Genomic DNA, 17,304 nt, shown 5'->3' on the forward strand with positions numbered 1-17,304 from the left:
CAAAATTCGGCTTTAAAGAAGTCCAACAATTTCATCTAATGGATTTATATCAACATTAATTCTTATTTTAGTTTCAGTTACCTCTTTTAAAAATACTTTAACTTCATTTTCGAAGTATTTTATTTGATCATTATCGTGTCCATTTATTTTATCTTGTAATAGTAAGGTTTTAGCCTGTGCTTCTTTATATTCATCGTAGACTATATGGAGATGAATCCTTAATATCATCACTTGCATTTTTTACAGCTGGAATATAAATAATTTCTGGAAATACATTCAAAAAATGACTACCACTTTTACCGCCACCCATCCAATGTTCTTCTCCCATGTCATGATCCTAATTACCACTTAATTTAGATGCTCTTTCAACGTCATTTTCAAAGTTATAAACTAATCTAACAATAAACTGACCTCTTGGTCCATGTATTGATTTCTTTAGTCCATGCATTTCAATTTCTTCTGGGGTTAAATTATCAAATGTAGCATGAAAACTAATAGGTTCATTAGTAAAATGTCTATGATAAAGATCTTTTTTTTAGTTTTATTTTCATTCATAGAAAACTGAACTAATGCTTGAAGTACTGTGCTTTTGTTACAATTATTAGGACCAATTATAAGTGAAATGTTTTCAATGTTTAAGCTAAGTTTCTTGATTCCTTTATAATTTCTAATAGTAAGTTTCTTCAATTTCAAATTTATTCCTCCTCCATTTTTTATACATACTTTTTACAATATTTTCTATTTTTAAATTATAACCTTCATTTATCCTATATCTTTACAAAAATATCTGACGTGTCTGAGAGATAATATAATTTTTATGCAGAAATATGGAGATTGAAATGAAATAAAAAATGATACCTAACTAAGCAGGTATCAATTAAATAAATATATAAATTCAAGCATTTGAATTCGCAGATGCTATATTCTAATTGCTTTATAAATACTATTATCCTAATGTATCGAAGATTTCTTTTGCTAAATTATAGATTAATTTGGTTTCTTTTATATCTTTGTCAGCTAATAAATTGCTAATTAAATCAAGAATTTCTTTTTTTCCGAAATGTTCATCAGGAGTAATATCATTAAAACTAAATACCGTTTTTACATCCACCTCTAGACCACTTATTATCTTATCCAAGGTTTCTAATGTTATATTTCTTTCCCCCCTTTCAACTCCTGCTAAAAATGAAGTTTGAAGGCCAGACTTCTCAGATAATTCTTCTTGCGTTAATTGCTTCTTTTTTCTAACTTCGCGAATGTTCATCCCTACTAATTTTACTATGTTCCCCATATTCCTCACCTCTTCCTAAGATTAGGTGAGGAAATTAACACTAAACAGATACACATGATATAATTTCCATTGATTTATGCACTTATAAGTACTATTATTTAAAAATGTGAGAGGAGTGAAATAATATGAGTAACTATTTATCAACAAAAATTATAATAGAAAATGTTACACAATTTAAGATGCGAGGTCGAGTAGCTTATCAAGGATTTGTTTCATCACAAGTTGCTATCAATTTCTCTTTCTCAAAACCATTCAATGATCCATCAGGAAAGGGCTATCAAAGACCTATAAACAAACGACGTAGTATGGATTTTGCAAATTATTTATCACAGGGTGAAGATGCGTTATATACACCAATCTTGTTAAATGCAACTGGACACTGGGTTTTTCATGCATATAGTAAAGATCGTCCTTTATTTGGGAGATTAATTGCTAGTAGTAAAGCCTCTTTGATGGATGGCCAACATAGATTATCAGGAATTAAAGAGTATGTAAAAACTACAAATGCAACGTTAAACGTTCCTTTTCTAGCATTCCACTATTTAGAAGAGGATGAAGAGATTAAACTTTTTAATGTAATAAATACAAAAGCGAAGGGGATTGGAACATCTTTAAGCAAATATTTAAATAGAGATAATGATGATATCAGTTGGGTAGCTACAAACTTAATACTTCGTCCTGATAGTCCTTTTTTTAGTAAAGGGACACTTATTGGTAAAAGAACAAAGGACAAACATATTACTCTACAAAATCTTTATAATTTAGTAACCTTACTTATTAAAAAGTCAAAACTTGAAAATTTAACTAAAGAAAAAGTTACGAGCATTGCTATGTTTTATTTTAATAAAATTAAAGAATTATTTCCTGAACAATGGGAGGATTTCAAGACTTATAGATTGTCACATATTGTGTCGTTAAATGCCTTAGCTATAGCAGGAAATGAGATTTTAAATAGTAACTTTTTGAGTAAAAGTCAGCAAATAAATTCTACAAGGCTATTACCCTTATTAGAGAATTTGAGACAAATTGATTGGTCAACTAACGGGGACTTAAAATACCTTAAAGGAGTAAGTGGTTCAAAACTTCTAGCACAGGATATTTTAAATTGTTTAATCTAACAACTATATTTAAATCTATTTTATATCTAACTTTGTTCAACTTGTAGACAAAAGGAGTCTGGAATGAAATATTCCAAACTCCTTTTTCTTATTCATCTTTTAATATGTAAGCGATTGTAATTCTTCATATTAAAGTAACCTCCCTCTATAAACATTGAGATACCAGCGGTTTTCATTACCTCGTGATTTAAGAAAAATATTCTAAACAATTTATTGGATTTAAGAATAAATTTACAAGTAATAGACAATTAATAGTGTATATTGGGGGGGAAGTTTATTATGATAATAAAAAAACATGATGATAAGAACATTTATTGCTACTGCTGTCGCGAAAGATCTTTATTTATTCGTTGAGATCTGCACAATAAAATGTGGAGTAGAGAGTCATAGTAGTGAATGGCATTAACATTTGTTATGTCTTCTTTCCGTTAACGACGTTTCTTCTTATGCTAGTTCTGCTACACCATCTTGAGGTCCCTCATGGAATTCACCATTTCCTCCATCAAGTATGCCCTATCGGTTATCTGTGTTCAGTATAGTTTACTGAATGCCCAGAACGTTGTTCTCTCTTAATTGTTCAGCTATCCATCACTAGCTAGGTTATCAAGTGTACTTGACGTACAATCAGATCTCCCCAGGTAAGAGCGTAATTTTCCCCTCCACCTATCTGCTTCATTTACTCCGTACAACCTTCGGTAGAAAGGGCTTTGTTTTGTTATGCAAACTTACCCAATTGTACTTAGCCTTATATGAAGTTCGTGTTCCTCAGACCGAAGGTTTGCCGCTCGCTTCCTTCAGATTCCATGTCACCATGGACACCCTTGCGTTAAGCTAACTGTTACTTCTACCTTCACAGCTCGGGACTTTCACCCTATAGATTCCGCCCATGCTGGGCGGACATAAAAACGCCTTCCCGCGAATTGCGAAAAGGCGTTTGAATATGTAGGTTTATTTATTTGCTAAAGTTGCTTGGACATTTGCGACACGCTTAGCACCTATGTATTTTGGACCCCAATAATATGGATCGTTTAATTTTGATACTGAAACACCTTTACTAGATGAAGAATGGACGAACTTCCCATCTCCAATGTATATCCCAGCGTGAGAGACACCTTTGCCAAACGTATTAAAAAATACTAAATCGCCTGCTTTAAGGTTCTTTTTTGCGACCGATGTTCCAGTCACAGACATACCTCCAGTTGTTCGTGGTAACGTAACACCGACTTGTTTATATACGTAACCAATGAATCCTGAGCAATCAAAGCCTCTAGGTGTCGTGCCGCCCCAAACATATTTGGTACCTATAACTTTTTCAGCAGCTGATACAACTTGTGTTGAGTGTATCCCACTTGAAGCCTCTACTTGATTAGCTAATGGAGCTAAAAAGAGAAATAATGCGAATGTGAGTATCGAAATGCCTTTAAACAACTGTGACTGTAATTTCATATAAATTAAATCCTCCGTTTTATAGCTCTAGCTTAAATTATCTGAAAATTAACTAAACCCAGTTTACCACGAAATATGCATTTTAAATTTTACATTTTTGTAACAAAGAGATTACAGTTTAAACCTACTAACCCTTTTAAGTATTTGAGAGTAGTCTGAGCTAATTCGAGAAAAGGCAGCAACCGTAGAGTTTCCAACGTTCATCTTGAGATATTAACGTTTCAAAAGTTTCTAATACATTCCTTATGCAGGTGATTCGTTATAATAATCACCTCAAAATGATTGTTTTTATTGTTCATCAAGTATGTTCTCCGAAGCCAAATGGGTTAAACGTTCCGCTTTTATTACATTTTTAAAACAAATTTTAATCTGCATATTTTCTCCATATTTCTTGTGTAATCTATTCATGTTACAAAAAAACAACAAAATATTATAGTATTTTATTTGCATCATTAATGTTCAATTTTGCAACAAATATAAAATCAACAAATCATTGCTTTCAATTGAATTTTATGTTCAAGGTTCCTGAATATCTATTTATGATACAAAGAAATTAATTCCCTCGTCAGGTCAACAACACGATAAACTAATGGAGCGAAATAATTATATGAATCTACGATATCTACTAAAAACATTATCTATTACAGTCAATAACAGAGTACATCAAAACTTAAATGTTAAAGGAATAGCCTTCGATTCCTCAAAGGTTGAGAGTGGATTTTTATTCATTGCGATTACAGGTAATCATACAGATGGTCACCGTTTTATTAATGACGAAAAAAAGAATGGAGCCATTGCTATAATAGGAGAGCAAGTATTAGAATCACTTGATGTTCCTTACTTTCAAGTTCCAAATTCACGGAAAGCATTGGCTCTTTTAGCTAAGACCTTTTACAGCAATTCAACAAACAATAAAATAATAATAGGCATTACAGGTACAAATGGCAAGACAACGACTTCTTATATGTTAAAGCACATTTTAGAGTCGCAAGGATTACCCTGTTCACTATTTGGCAGTATCTCAACTATAATCAACGGAAATGAAATTCCTTCCTCTCACACTACTCTAGATGCTTTAACCTATCACCGACTTTTATCAGAAAGTTGTGATCAAGTAGTAATCATGGAAGTATCTTCCCATGGTTTAATTCAACATCGAGTTGAGGGGATTGAGTTTGATTATTGCATTTTCACAAATTTAGAGCATGAACATTTAGACTACCATCGTGATATGGAGTCTTATTTTAAAGCAAAACAGTCTTTATTTACTCACATGAAGTCAAATGGAATAGCAATTGTTCACTCCTCAAGTGAATGGGGGGAGAGGTTAAGTACATATGTGAATTTACTTGAGAAAAAATTGATTAAGATTAATGGAAATAATCCTACCTATACAATTAATGGTAAAGAGCTTTTCGGAAACACCATGTACAGTAACAAAGGAAATCTCCTGACAACAAGCATGAAAGGAAAGCACAATATTGAAAATGCTGCATTAGCCTTTTCTACAGCTGTTTCTTTAGGATTCAGTCCCCCAATAATTGTAGATGCTTTGAAAGAATTTAAAGGAATACCTGGAAGGTATCAAATTCATCCTCATCCTAGTGGTGCTACTTTTTTAATAGACTATGCACATACAGAAAAAGCTTTTTATCACATTCTTGATACAGTAAAATCACAGGAACCGCGAAAAATTATTCATATCTTCGGTTTTAGAGGTAATCGAGATGTGAAAAAGAGGATAAAGATGTTTAACATGTCTTTGAAGTACTGTGATAACTGTATTTTAACGTTTGATGATTTAAATGGAGTTACTTCTGATCAAATGATTAAAGACCTTGAGTCTTTTGGACATCATGAAAAATGCGTGATAATTCCTGATCGAACAGATGCTATTAAATACGCATGGGAACTGGCAAAGAATCGTGATTGGATTGTTATAACCGGTAAAGGAAATGAACTTTATCAACAAATTTATTCTATACCTACTCTCTCTGACTCCCAAACATTACAGTATTTATTTGACCAGGTCCAAAACGTAGATCCTTTTTATTCCAAAAGTTAAATTATGGATTATTTTGCATCTGTTTTTGGAGGGATTTTATATTCCTAAATTAAGATAACAATAGTCTACAAACAAAAAGGACCACCCTTTAGGGGTGATCCTTTTTTGTTCATTGCTAACTATAAGAAATCGTTTATTGCATCGGCTGTTTGAATTTTGTCGGCAGTCAGGATACGAGAAACAATGATTTTTTGAATAAATAAATGGAATTTCACTTCCCTTTACTTTTTAATAAATGTATGTTTTTAAATACTTCTGCCGTTCCATTTACAACACAATCGAGTGGGTTGTCCGCAATAAAGACTGGAATTTTTGTTTCTACATTAAGTATCTCGTTTAAACCTCGTAGCATAGCACCTCCGCCAGTTAACACAATACCTCTTTCTAGAATATCTGCAGCAAGCTCAGGTGGGGCTTGTTCTAGCGTAGCTCTTACCAATTCAACAATGGCTTGTATCGTATCACTTAGTGCCTCCCGAACTTCATAATCTGAGATTTCAACAGTCTTAGGCAGTCCTGTCAATAAATCACGTCCACGAATTTCTTTATTTCCATTAACGCTTCTTTTGAAAATATCTTCTTCTGTTTCAGACTGACCCATTTCAATTTTAATTTGTTCTGCTGTATGCTCTCCAATAATCAAATTGTACGTTTTACGAACATAGTTCATAATGGTCTGATCCATTTCATCACCGGCAGCTCTAATGGATTGACTAACGACAATCCCACCTAATGAAATAATAGCAGTTTCCGTCGTCCCTCCACCGATATCAACAACCATCGAACCTGTTGACTCCCATACAGTCAATCCTGCCCCAATGGCTGCAGCAAATACTTCTTCTATTGGAACCACTTCTCTTGCTCCTGCTTGAATCACAGCATCAATTACTGCACGTTTTTCAACTCTTGTAACGCCCGATGGAACGCATACTACAATACGAGGTTTGGAAGAAAAAATGCTCTGCTTTTTTGCCTGTTTAATATAATGATTCAACATAAGTGTTGTATTTTCATAATCCGCAATCACTCCATCTCTCATAGGTCGTATTATAATAATTTTTCCATGTGCACGTCCAATCATTTTTTTTGCTTCATTTCCAACAGCAACGACTTTATTTGTATTCTTTTCTATCGCAATAACCGACGGTTCGCGTACAACAATGCCTTTTCCTTTTACAATTACAATGGTGTTAGCCGTTCCTAAATCTATTCCTATATCTGCTGTTTTGTAACTAAACATCATCTATTTCTCCTCTATGTTGTCTTAGAACTTTTAAATAGAACAACCAATTAGTTTAAGTGCCAGAACTAGTTCTGTCATTATACTTCCCTCTTTTTCATCTGAACAAAAACGATTTAATTTTGATTTTGTATTTAACTTTAAAGGGCTATTATTTAAAATACTCGAAAATTATGCAAAAAATATGGAGATAGTTAGAATGCATATAATTAAACGGATTCAAATTTAAAAAACTGGCTAGCACCGTAGTCAGCTTGTCGTGTCTATCTATATATATTTATTTTCATCGATTGAATATTCTAGACTTCTATTATGCACAATTACATTAATTAATGGATAGGAAATTACAATTATTGGAACTATTTACCTGAAGGATATAACATAGGTCAAGATAAGAAACAAGAAGGAAGGATAAATGCATTTAAATAAGATGAATTAAAAACTAATTCTCCATAACTTTTCCATACTTTTTCGCTATTATATACAGTACATAAGGAAGGAGTATCCTCATCATCTGTACAAACCGCTTGTGAAACGATGATGGAGCGACAATATAAATAGATGATACTAAGTAAATACTATAATCATTATCATAAGTGGTTTATAATCTGTGAATGAATCGATAACACTCATTTCTTTAATGAGCACAACAATAAAATTTATCTTATTACTTTTCTTGAACTTGGGGATTGGTGCAATTGGCTTTATACCAAGTTTCTTTGTTACTGCTATCAACATAAACTCCTTGGGTTTAGTGCTTGGTGTCATTCTTACATTTACAGGAGAAATTTTTGGTGCAATTATTGGTTTTCACATGTATCGGTGGGGCTTCTCTAAAATTAATCCTGGATGGCTAAGTCATTCAATTTTTAAAACTATAAAAAATAGTTCTCGCATGCATGTGTTCACACTAATTATTCTTTTTCGAATTTTACCATTTGTTCCATCTGGGATAGTTACCGCAGGTGCTTCTTTAACAACTATTAACGGATGGCGTTTTATGACTGCAAGTTCAATCGGGAAAGTACCTGCAGTTGTCGTCGAAGTGGCAATAGTCTTTGGGGTTCTTCAAAAAATATCAATGAATTATTTATACGGGGTTATGATCTTGTTATTGGTTATATTTACACTTTTTTGGATTAAAAAGAGTCCTAATTAATAAGATATTCACTGATATAAACAACTTAGTTTTCCACTTTAGGTTTTAGAAAGAAATAGCTAGTCTCTTTTAACACGATGACTCTACCCCTTGGTTAGTATTAAAAAAGAATAGCTACTATTACTATTTATATTAGATTTAATAAAGAGGTAAATAAATGAAAGAAAATAAATTCAATAATCTAGATATAATAATTTACTTGGTAATTATTTTGTTTATGATTGTAAGTTGTACCTTCATATATAGCGCACAAAAATTTTTGCCGTATGATGATAACTTTGCGTTAAAACAAGCAATATGGTTCATATTCGGCATGATCATTTCGGCAATTGTATATTTTTTTGATTTTGAACAAATAAAAAAATTATCTCTTTATTTATATATATTTGGTAACTTAATTCTGGCTTTGCTTATTATATCTCCAGAAACAATAGCACCTAATATTAAAGGAATAAAAGCTTGGTTTTTAATACCGGGATTTGGTTCTATTCAACCTTCAGAATTCATGAAAATCTTTTTAATTCTTTACTTAGCGAGAGTAATATCTAATCACAACGAGAAATATCCAATAAAATCTTTAAAGTTAGACTTTTTTCTGTTATTTAAAATTCTTGCTGTAACTCTAATTCCGTTAATCTTAGTAGCTGTTCAGCCCGATTTAGGGACTGGTATGGTTATGGTTTCTATTATGGTAGGCATGATACTCATCTCAGGTATAAATATGAGAATAATATTATCTGTTTTTGTAACTGTATTAATATCTTTAGGATTATTTGTATTAGCGTTTTTATACAGACCCAACTTATTATTGTATGTAATGGACCGGTATCAAATAGAAAGAATAAATTCTTGGTTAGATCCATTCGCGGACACTTTGGGAACAAGCTATCAATTAAGTCTATCTATAACTTCAATAGGTTCAGGTATGTTAACTGGGAAGGGATACGGTAATGGCGTTGTTGCAGTACCTGAGGCGCATTCTGACTTTATTTTTACAACCATTTCGGAGGAGTTTGGTTTTGTTGGTTCTGCAGGAATAATTTTAATGTATTACCTTATAATATACAGAATTTTCAGAATAGCGTATAAAAACAAAGGTGAGTATGAAACTTTAATTGCTGCTGGAGTTATTTCTATGATTTTATTTCATGTTTTTGAAAATATTGGAATGGTGATAGGCCTCGTTCCTATTACTGGGATTCCCCTTCCATTGTTTAGTTATGGAGGAAGTTCCATTCTGGCTACTATCTTTGCACTAAGTATAATCATAAACATATCACTTAACACGAAAGACTACATGTTCGGTGGTGAAGATGATTAATATACAAAAAAATAGAATAATATTACTTGGCGTTCTGTGTAATTTTCTCATCCTAATAGTAGGAATTCTAGCAGCTATTTATTTCTATTAATTTTAAATGCAATTCTTTTTGCAATATTTAAAATTCAAAACGCTAATATAAGGTGAATAGTTAACTCTCAATAGCTATTCTCATGATAGAACAATTGAAAAAAATAAAGAGGGGAATTTATTAGTCTTCCATATTATCTTTTACCCAATAGACAGTCCAATCGAGGTATTAGAAATTCAAATTTTCTACTTCAAGAGACTTTTATTATAGGAGTGTTCAAATGTTGGAATGGATAGCAATGATAACGATGCTTATAGACCATTTAGGTGCTACGTTTTATCCGGAGGTTTCAGTAATGAGAATGATTGGAAGGCTAGCATTTCCTCTTTATTGTTTTTTTATAGTTATTGGATTAAGTAGAACACGAAATCAAAAACGGTATCTTAAACGACTTTTATTTATCGCATTAATATCACAAATCCCATATAACCTTGTGTTTCCATCATTAGGTTTAAATGTTGTATTTGGGTTATTGGTAGGAGCTATTTTGATTTATATTTATGAAAAATACAATTCCGTATTTAAATGGGTTCTTATCACAGGAATATGCATTGTAGTTATTATATTTAATGATTACATTAGTTACGGTATATATGGTGTATCACTATGTCTGTTGTATTACTTTTTAAAAGAAAATGCGTTTAAACTAGTATGTGCTCATATAATTCTTAATATCATGTTTAACTTTCAACAAACTGGTAATTTTATTAGTGGTCAAATGTTAAGTGTTTTGGGAACTCTTATTATTATTTGGAGAAATAAACTACCACATATGCCAGTACCAAGAAAATTCTATCAAGCATTTTATCCTAGCCATTTACTGCTAGTAGGGATATTATCTTATTTGTTATGAGATGCAACTTTATAGGTAAAAAGTAACGATCTATGAGTCTCCTCATTAACTTCAATGGATCTTATTATGTATTATTTTCTTTAATAATTTTAGGCTACCGCTAAAGTCATTTAGTTAGACTTTTGCAGTAGCCTTTTTAAAATGTTTTATTCTCCGTAAATCTTCTTAGGCGCTCATATTACGACATGCTTCAGCACATTTGCGGCATGACTCAGCACATCTTTGGCAATGGTCATGTTCGTGTTTAGCACACTCTTCTCCACAGCGTTCACAAATTTCTGCACATAGTTGGCATATTTCTTTCACAAAAGGACTGTTCGAAGTCATCGCTTGTATCGCAAAGGCACAAGCATCTGCACAAGCGCGATCTAATCGTATACAATCGACCATCATCTTAACATCGCCTTCTCTTAAACAAGCATCAAAACATGTGTTACAAGCCTTTAGACATTCCATACAAGCTTTAAGACATTCTTCATATTTCTGATTCATTGAAAATTCCTCCTTTTATATACAATATTTTTATTCTCTATTACTATTCCCTGAAGATGTAAGTACAAACTAAAAAATAAAAACTCCTTAAAAACTCCTTAATTGCTATATCCTTTTTTTGTTATATGTTATTTTTTCACAATAATAAAAGCGATTCTCTAACCATAAGAGAAAAAAATCTTTGACCACTACTCCAGAGTGGTTATTCCCTTTGTAATGTCTCTGGTAATTATCTTTGCCATTGAATATGTAAGAAACCTAAAAATCTCGTCAATTCTAAAGAGAGTGACGAGATTTTCTTTGTACTATCCATTTTAACAGTAAGTAAGATTATTATTTTTTAGATTGCGAAGGCTTGTTTATAGTGACTGGCTTATTCATATCTAAATACTTAACAATTGGTTGGATGTTGATACGGCGATAAATGATAGCAATCAAACCAATCAAAATACTAGCGATTGATACAAGCTGTGCAGAACGTAAATCATCTATTAAATATAAGCTGTCTGTACGCATTCCCTCTATAAAGAAGCGACCGATAGAATACCAAATTAGATAAGTGAAGAAAATCTCACCTTGGCGTAGATTTACTTTACGTAGCCCAAGTAAAATGAATAGTCCTAATAAATTCCATGAAGATTCGTATAAAAAAGTTGGATGAACATATGTTTTTATTTCTACAATGTACATTTGATTAATAATCCAATTAGGGAGAAATAAATTCTCTAAAAATTCACGACTAACGGGGCCCCCATAAGCCTCCTGGTTTATAAAATTACCCCATCGACCAATAACTTGACCAATTAATATACTTGGAACAATAATATCTGCCACTTTTAAAAAGGAAACTTCTTTAATTTTACAGAATATATAGGAAGTAATAAAAGCACCAATTAAGGCACCATGAATCGCTATCCCACCATTCCATATCTCAATGATTTTACTAGGATTAGCCCCATAATATTCCCATTTCATTGATACATAGTATAATCTTGCACAAATAATAGATATCGGGATAGCCCACATGAGTAAATCGGTCAAAAAGTCTTCCGGGAACCCACGTTTTAAAACTTCACGTTGCCCCACTAAGTAAGCTAAAATAATACCTATCACAATAATTACCCCATACCACCGGACAGATATAGGCCCTACTTGAAATGCTATTGGATCAATAGCAGTCAATATAATCCCCATTAAATAATCCTCCTTGAATTACCGTAAAATACTTTATTCTATGCCAACTAGATTTACTTTTAATTTGCATCAAATACTTCAGTAATTCCTTTTTGGCTTTCAAATACAAATCTTTTCTCATCCTCATGTTCAAGCATGGATGGAATATTAAAATCATTTTCTCCTGTTCAATCCGCTAATGTTAAAGGGTTCTTAAGGCTCATATGGCCATATCCATCTCACTTTTCTGTCTGTCATTTCCCTTCCAACTGTTTTATATGAGTGTGATTTTATTATAACCTGAATTATTCGTGCTACATCCCCTGATAACAAATACTGACGTATGATAGTTATCCATATTTTTGATTTCATTGTTGTACTTTTTGTTTCATTAATACGTAAGTAGTATATCAAATAAATATGGAAAAATTATGGATTTATAAGCCTATACTAAATGAACGAACCAATGTAGTTAATATTAGTCGTAATATTAGTGCACTTCCCTTAAATTTTAAGGCTTATCTTACAAAAGCCGGTTCTATTTCCTAAACTTCCAACATATTGTTGTTTGAGGTGTTTTAATATGCGAAACCAAACAAGAACTATTGTCGGATTAACTTTACTGCTTTTTATGTCACCAATTATTATAGCTACTCTTAGTCTTAGTAAACCTCAACAAATAAGAATTCTGGACAATGCTGTTGAGAAGGCTGACAAGAAATCAGTCGTCTACGCTGCAACTCAAAATCAAAATCTTGATAATATCAATTTCATTGAACCAAAGAAAGCATTATTACTTTTTACACACTCCCACGAATCCTTTATACCAATAGTAAAAAATGAGACCGGTCAAGCAGAGGTATATCACTCAACCTCAAACATAACCGCTTTTGAAGAAATAATTAGAAATCAGTTTAGTCTAAATTCTATTGAAACTGAGTTTCTCGGAATTGACACCATGAGCGAGTTAAAGAAAACGAATCGTACTTTTCCAGAAGCCTATAAGGTTGTCCGTCCTTATTTAACAGAAAATGTTCGGAACAATAAATACGACATAATTATTGATTTACACAGAGATTCTACAACTAGGAAAAATTCGACACTAACTTACAATAATGAAACATTTGGAAAAATATATTTTGTAGTGGGGGAAGAGCATCCGAATTACCTTATAAACAAATCCTATGCTCAACTTCTTTCCTCACAATTAAATGAATTGGTTCCTGGAATATCTAAAGGCGTCGTCGGTAAAAAAGGAGACCATGTGGACGGCATTTATAATCAAGATCTTGCTAACAATATGGTGTTAATAGAACTTGGTGGAATCGATAATACTCAGGAAGAAATTAATCGTACAATTTCAGTTTTAGCAAAAGCTATTTCAGAACTATTACAAGATCAATCTAATAACCTAGTATCACATGCAGGACTTTAAAATTACAAAATGAAATGCACCTTGAAGCCTTATGACTTAAGGTGCATTTAACTTTAAGATATCAAGTAATTTGAAATATAATAGGAAAACGACAACGAACTAAGTAATGTCTTGGATCAAAAAATTTGATTTACTTTTCTTCATGAAAATAATATTCACTTAAAACATCAGCAAAAACTTCTGTAGTTCGGTGAAGCTCTTCTACTGTATTATCTACGCCTCCAATTTCCACAATAATAGAGTTTGGAGAAATATCTTGATTATAAATTCCATTTCCTTGTTTACTGCTTTTTTGCATTATGCCTTTGGACAGTCCGGGGTATTGATTATCTAAAATTGTTTGTAGACCTTCCGCGAACGTAAGATTCTTTTCAAAACCTTCATGGCCCGTACCTACAACAAATAACAATTTGGCATAATTTACTCCATTCATTAAAGTAGTAGTAGAATCACTACGTAAAGAATCGCGATGCAAATCTAGAAAGATCTCTAAATCTTTATTTTCTTTTAACGCAGCACGTACTTGCTCTCCTGAGACATTATAAGAACTGGTATAGTTTAAACCTCTTGTAGCTAGTTCTTGAACGATATCGGTTGAATTGACTGTTGTTCCTACTCCCCTACTTTCCAGTGCTCTTCCAAGCAGTTCTCCTACTAATGTAATATTTGCTTTTGAGTGGTATGCTTCTTCAGGTTTATCAGTTTCTTCTAAATATGGTAAAAAAGATTCCCTGCTATGAGTATGGTAAATATACAGGACTTCCTTTCCGAAAGTTGAATGGGACGATGAAATTTCTTTGGGGGATTTCATATTTTCAAAAAGAGCATCAATATTCTTTATAATAAGTTCTCTTTCGTTAAAGAAAGCGTCCATAGTAGGCTCAAATTCATCCCTATCATCTAGATTCAAGTTAGATTTCCCCCCTGTATCTAGATTAGGTGTTTCAGTAGATATCCCATCTAATTCATCAGATGAGTTATTAATTGGTTCAACATGAAAAAAAGGGTAGATTCTATCATCAAATGTGTTTTCTTCCTCTACTTTAGGGTTGTAAAAAAATGTCATCCAAAAAGCAAAAAGCAAAAGAATAAATAGCAAAATTGACAGGTATAATAAAACTATTAGTAAAGTATTTTTCTTTTTCTTTATTGTGTTCTTTTCTTTGTTTAGGGAGCTAGAAGACATTTGGCCCCTCCTATAATTTATCTTTTGAATACGATTTAGTTTAATTTATATTAAAAACATACCATAAAAAAGTATAACAAATAATTGTGGATAATATATGGACAAGAAAGATTTTCTTACCTCCAAAACATAAAAAGTACAATCATCTATAAAGTGGATGATTGTACTTAAAAAATCTCTAAAACTTAGTTATTAGTATTTTTTCCTTTTTCCATAGCTACAGTTACATTAGATAACCGTTTCGCTCCTGCATATTTAGGTCCCCAATAAGGATCTGTTTTTAAGTTAGCTTTTAAAATACCCTTACTTTTTGCAGAAATAAACTCCCCGTTACCCAAATAAATTCCAGTGTGAGAAATACCTTTTTTATATGTATTTGCAAAAAACACTAGGTCACCAGGTAGTAGTTTATCTTTTGCAACTGTTTTACCAACCTTAAATTGTTCTGCTGATGTTCTTGGTAGACTAATGTCAAATTTATTAAAAACATATCTGATGTATCCTGAACAATCAAATCCTGCTGGAGTTGTTCCTCCAAACTTATAAGGAGTACCATATAACTTTGAAGCAAAAGAACCAATTTCAGATGAAATAGCAGCATTGGCCTTATCCGCTGAAAATAATTGTAAAGAAAAAATTAGAGAGACTGCAACTAATGTTTGAATTATTCGATTTCTCATTTTACACCCCGGTAGTTATTATTTTTATAAGCATAACTTTATCACAACTCCTCAATTATATTCATTACGTTTCAATTACAAATTCATTACAAATACCTGGTTTAATTTTTGAATCTATAATTTTTCGGGTCTTTTAATCTATTTTATAGTTAATAATTAACTAAAACCAAAAGAGCTTATTCTTTTACGAATAAGCCCTTAGACTTAGAAAAAATACTTTAGCGTTAATTTTACAGACTTCCAACATATCAATATATTAAGTTTATTCCACTTTCACCTGTCCCATCATGCCATTCTCTTCATGTTCAAGAATATGACAATGGAACATATACACGCCTTTATGTTTAAATTGTACAGCAATCTTTACTGTCTCATCGGGTTTTATAGATATACTGTCTTTCCATCCTCTTTCATTTTCCGCTGGTTCTTTTCCATCTCTCGATAGTATTTTAAATTGTGTCCCGTGAATGTGGAATGGATGATTCATCCCACCCATCTCGTCTGGTTTATTATAAATTTCCCAGACCTCCGTAACTCCTTGTTCCTGAGTAAAATCAATTCGATTCGGGTCAAATTTCATTCCATTTATTGTTACTTGGTCCATCATCCCAAAGAGTTCCACTTTCTTAGTAACTGGCAAATTCATCTCTTCTTCTGTCAATGAAAAATTATTCATCTCTGTTGGAATACTGCTATTCATTCCACTTTGATCCGAAACCTCAAATGGTAAAAGGACAGAACCATCCTCATTTACCAAAGCCAAGTCATTTGCTGTGTTAAGCTGTGAAAAATCAACAACAATTTCGGCTCTCTCGGAAGGCGTCAGTGTAACTTCCTTTAAGGTAACCGGTTCATTCAAAAAACCACCATCCGTTGCAATTTGAACAAAGGAATCTCCAGTATTCAATTTAAAAGTGAAATTCCTTGCATTAGAACCATTTAATAAACGGAGACGTACTTTCTCTTTGTTTACAGTCAACTTTGAATTCAATGTTCCATTAATCAGTAACGTATCTCCGATTGTCCCATCTTCATTCATTGCAGCACTATAATTCATTTGCTTCTTATCATCAAATGTTTTATCTTGAAAAATCAAGGGGAAATCATTCTTTCCATAATCACCTGGCAATCCAAGACTTTTTGAATTCTCATCTTCAATATAAATCAATCCTGCAAGCCCATTGTATACCTGTTCAGCGGTTTTGCCCACCGGATGGGGATGGAACCATAACGTTGATGCTTCCTGCGCCACTTTAAATTCAATGATATTTTCTTCTCCAGGTTTAATAACGCTATGTGGCCCGCCATCTTCTTCACCAGACACCTCTAATCCATGCCAATGAAAAGTTGTATCCTCTTGGAGGTCATTTATCGTTCTAATTTTTACTGTCTCACCTTTCTCAAGACGAAGCATTGGTCCTAAAAACGTCCCATTGTATCCATATGTAGTTGTTTCGATCCCATCGAAAATCTCAGTTTTCCCTTCTTGTGCTCTTACAGTGTAGACGACTCCTTCTTCATTATCGGGTTTTAGCATAGAAGGGATTTTCAATTCGTTTTCCCCTGTTGAGTCGTTTAGACTTACAACCTCATCATGACTCATATGCTCATTTTCCTTCATGTCGTCATCCATATCCATCGTTGAATGATCCATTTCCTCATCTGGTTGTGAATTAGTATTACTGCAACCGCTGATTACCAATATACTAATCGCCAATGCGGAAATCTTAATTTTTATTCCCATTACTTATTTC

At 32.6% G+C, this 17,304-nt stretch carries 17 protein-coding genes; 6 read left to right on the forward strand and 11 right to left on the reverse strand.

Annotation, left to right across the window (positions count from 1 at the left end; all coding sequences use genetic code 11):
- Window positions 1-12: 12 nt before the first annotated feature.
- The 4 genes from MKY60_RS10225 to MKY60_RS10240 all read right to left on the reverse strand — a co-directional run bounded on the left by MKY60_RS10225 (window position 13) and on the right by MKY60_RS10240 (window position 1,291).
- Entirely contained in the window at window positions 13-231 is a 219-nt protein-coding gene (locus tag MKY60_RS10225) for a hypothetical protein (RefSeq protein WP_340879711.1), read from the reverse strand.
- Complete coding sequence (locus MKY60_RS10230; protein ID WP_241599149.1) at window positions 191-328, reverse strand: hypothetical protein; 138 nt, start codon at window positions 326-328, stop codon at window positions 191-193. Before MKY60_RS10230 ends, MKY60_RS10225 begins: the two co-directional genes overlap by 41 nt.
- A 137-nt stretch (window positions 329-465) precedes the next feature.
- Window positions 466-693, reverse strand: coding sequence for an AAA family ATPase (locus tag MKY60_RS10235; RefSeq protein WP_340929744.1), 228 nt, complete (start codon window positions 691-693; stop codon window positions 466-468).
- A 253-nt stretch (window positions 694-946) separates the two neighbouring features.
- Window positions 947-1,291: a helix-turn-helix domain-containing protein gene (locus MKY60_RS10240; RefSeq protein ID WP_241599148.1), complete on the reverse strand. Its 345-nt coding sequence runs from the start codon at window positions 1,289-1,291 to the stop codon at window positions 947-949.
- A gap of 125 nt (window positions 1,292-1,416) precedes the next feature.
- On the opposite strand from MKY60_RS10240, the gene MKY60_RS10245 reads away from it, so the two are divergent.
- A complete protein-coding gene (locus MKY60_RS10245; protein WP_340929746.1) occupies window positions 1,417-2,409 on the forward strand; it encodes a DGQHR domain-containing protein in 993 nt (330 codons plus the stop codon).
- 948 nt (window positions 2,410-3,357) lie between these two features.
- Here MKY60_RS10245 and MKY60_RS10250 read toward each other — a convergent pair.
- Window positions 3,358-3,855: a C40 family peptidase gene (locus MKY60_RS10250; RefSeq protein WP_241599144.1), complete on the reverse strand. Its 498-nt coding sequence runs from the start codon at window positions 3,853-3,855 to the stop codon at window positions 3,358-3,360.
- 607 nt (window positions 3,856-4,462) lie between these two features.
- On the opposite strand from MKY60_RS10250, the gene MKY60_RS10255 reads away from it, so the two are divergent.
- Window positions 4,463-5,920 (forward strand): UDP-N-acetylmuramoyl-L-alanyl-D-glutamate--2,6-diaminopimelate ligase, encoded by a 1,458-nt coding sequence (locus MKY60_RS10255; protein ID WP_340929747.1) that lies wholly within the window; start codon window positions 4,463-4,465, stop codon window positions 5,918-5,920.
- A 211-nt stretch (window positions 5,921-6,131) separates the two neighbouring features.
- Here the strand turns inward: MKY60_RS10255 and MKY60_RS10260 are convergent, their stop codons facing one another.
- Window positions 6,132-7,160 carry a rod shape-determining protein gene (locus MKY60_RS10260; RefSeq protein ID WP_340879714.1) on the reverse strand — a complete coding sequence of 343 codons (1,029 nt, stop codon included), beginning with the start codon at window positions 7,158-7,160 and terminating at the stop codon, window positions 6,132-6,134.
- 610 nt (window positions 7,161-7,770) lie between these two features.
- On the opposite strand from MKY60_RS10260, the gene MKY60_RS10265 reads away from it, so the two are divergent.
- The 3 genes from MKY60_RS10265 to MKY60_RS10275 all read left to right on the forward strand — a co-directional run bounded on the left by MKY60_RS10265 (window position 7,771) and on the right by MKY60_RS10275 (window position 10,584).
- A complete protein-coding gene (locus tag MKY60_RS10265) occupies window positions 7,771-8,319 on the forward strand; it encodes a TVP38/TMEM64 family protein (protein ID WP_340879715.1) in 549 nt (182 codons plus the stop codon).
- Between the two features lie 157 nt (window positions 8,320-8,476).
- The gene (locus tag MKY60_RS10270; protein WP_340929749.1) at window positions 8,477-9,640 is read left to right on the forward strand and encodes an FtsW/RodA/SpoVE family cell cycle protein; all 1,164 of its coding nucleotides are present in this window, start codon (window positions 8,477-8,479) and stop codon (window positions 9,638-9,640) included.
- A 311-nt stretch (window positions 9,641-9,951) separates the two neighbouring features.
- A complete protein-coding gene (locus tag MKY60_RS10275) occupies window positions 9,952-10,584 on the forward strand; it encodes a TraX family protein (protein WP_241599134.1) in 633 nt (210 codons plus the stop codon).
- A 165-nt stretch (window positions 10,585-10,749) separates the two neighbouring features.
- On the opposite strand, the gene MKY60_RS10280 is transcribed toward MKY60_RS10275, so the two are convergent.
- Both MKY60_RS10280 and lgt read right to left on the reverse strand, forming a co-directional pair.
- The gene (locus tag MKY60_RS10280) at window positions 10,750-11,076 is read right to left on the reverse strand and encodes a four-helix bundle copper-binding protein (protein WP_241599132.1); all 327 of its coding nucleotides are present in this window, start codon (window positions 11,074-11,076) and stop codon (window positions 10,750-10,752) included.
- Window positions 11,077-11,409: 333 nt separating this feature from the next.
- Entirely contained in the window at window positions 11,410-12,270 is an 861-nt protein-coding gene (gene lgt, locus MKY60_RS10285) for a prolipoprotein diacylglyceryl transferase (RefSeq protein WP_241599130.1), read from the reverse strand.
- Window positions 12,271-12,832: 562 nt separating this feature from the next.
- On the opposite strand from lgt, the gene spoIIP (MKY60_RS10290) reads away from it, so the two are divergent.
- Entirely contained in the window at window positions 12,833-13,684 is an 852-nt protein-coding gene (spoIIP, locus tag MKY60_RS10290) for a stage II sporulation protein P (protein WP_241599128.1), read from the forward strand.
- A gap of 130 nt (window positions 13,685-13,814) precedes the next feature.
- On the opposite strand, the gene spoIIP (MKY60_RS10295) is transcribed toward spoIIP (MKY60_RS10290), so the two are convergent.
- The 3 genes from spoIIP (MKY60_RS10295) to MKY60_RS10305 all read right to left on the reverse strand — a co-directional run bounded on the left by spoIIP (MKY60_RS10295) (window position 13,815) and on the right by MKY60_RS10305 (window position 17,294).
- Window positions 13,815-14,870, reverse strand: a complete 1,056-nt coding sequence (gene spoIIP, locus MKY60_RS10295) for a stage II sporulation protein P (protein WP_241599127.1) — start codon at window positions 14,868-14,870, stop codon at window positions 13,815-13,817.
- Between the two features lie 185 nt (window positions 14,871-15,055).
- Entirely contained in the window at window positions 15,056-15,550 is a 495-nt protein-coding gene (locus tag MKY60_RS10300) for a C40 family peptidase (RefSeq protein WP_338106595.1), read from the reverse strand.
- 262 nt (window positions 15,551-15,812) lie between these two features.
- Window positions 15,813-17,294 (reverse strand): multicopper oxidase family protein, encoded by a 1,482-nt coding sequence (locus MKY60_RS10305; protein WP_340929751.1) that lies wholly within the window; start codon window positions 17,292-17,294, stop codon window positions 15,813-15,815.
- Window positions 17,295-17,304: the final 10 nt, after the last annotated feature.

This window comes from Psychrobacillus sp. FSL K6-1415, from assembly GCF_038003185.1.
GTDB lineage: Bacteria > Bacillota > Bacilli > Bacillales_A > Planococcaceae > Psychrobacillus > Psychrobacillus psychrodurans.

Coding starts and splice junctions, on each gene's coding strand:
- MKY60_RS10230 (WP_241599149.1), bottom strand. CDS start 328: ATGGGAGAAGAACATTGGATGGGTGGCGGTAAAAGTGGTAGTCATTTT.
- MKY60_RS10240 (WP_241599148.1), bottom strand. CDS start 1,291: ATGGGGAACATAGTAAAATTAGTAGGGATGAACATTCGCGAAGTTAGA.
- MKY60_RS10245 (WP_340929746.1), top strand. CDS start 1,417: ATGAGTAACTATTTATCAACAAAAATTATAATAGAAAATGTTACACAA.
- MKY60_RS10250 (WP_241599144.1), bottom strand. CDS start 3,855: ATGAAATTACAGTCACAGTTGTTTAAAGGCATTTCGATACTCACATTC.
- MKY60_RS10255 (WP_340929747.1), top strand. CDS start 4,463: ATGAATCTACGATATCTACTAAAAACATTATCTATTACAGTCAATAAC.
- MKY60_RS10260 (WP_340879714.1), bottom strand. CDS start 7,160: ATGTTTAGTTACAAAACAGCAGATATAGGAATAGATTTAGGAACGGCT.
- MKY60_RS10270 (WP_340929749.1), top strand. CDS start 8,477: ATGAAAGAAAATAAATTCAATAATCTAGATATAATAATTTACTTGGTA.
- MKY60_RS10275 (WP_241599134.1), top strand. CDS start 9,952: ATGTTGGAATGGATAGCAATGATAACGATGCTTATAGACCATTTAGGT.
- MKY60_RS10280 (WP_241599132.1), bottom strand. CDS start 11,076: ATGAATCAGAAATATGAAGAATGTCTTAAAGCTTGTATGGAATGTCTA.
- lgt (WP_241599130.1), bottom strand. CDS start 12,270: ATGGGGATTATATTGACTGCTATTGATCCAATAGCATTTCAAGTAGGG.
- spoIIP (WP_241599128.1), top strand. CDS start 12,833: ATGCGAAACCAAACAAGAACTATTGTCGGATTAACTTTACTGCTTTTT.
- spoIIP (WP_241599127.1), bottom strand. CDS start 14,870: ATGTCTTCTAGCTCCCTAAACAAAGAAAAGAACACAATAAAGAAAAAG.
- MKY60_RS10300 (WP_338106595.1), bottom strand. CDS start 15,550: ATGAGAAATCGAATAATTCAAACATTAGTTGCAGTCTCTCTAATTTTT.
- MKY60_RS10305 (WP_340929751.1), bottom strand. CDS start 17,294: ATGGGAATAAAAATTAAGATTTCCGCATTGGCGATTAGTATATTGGTA.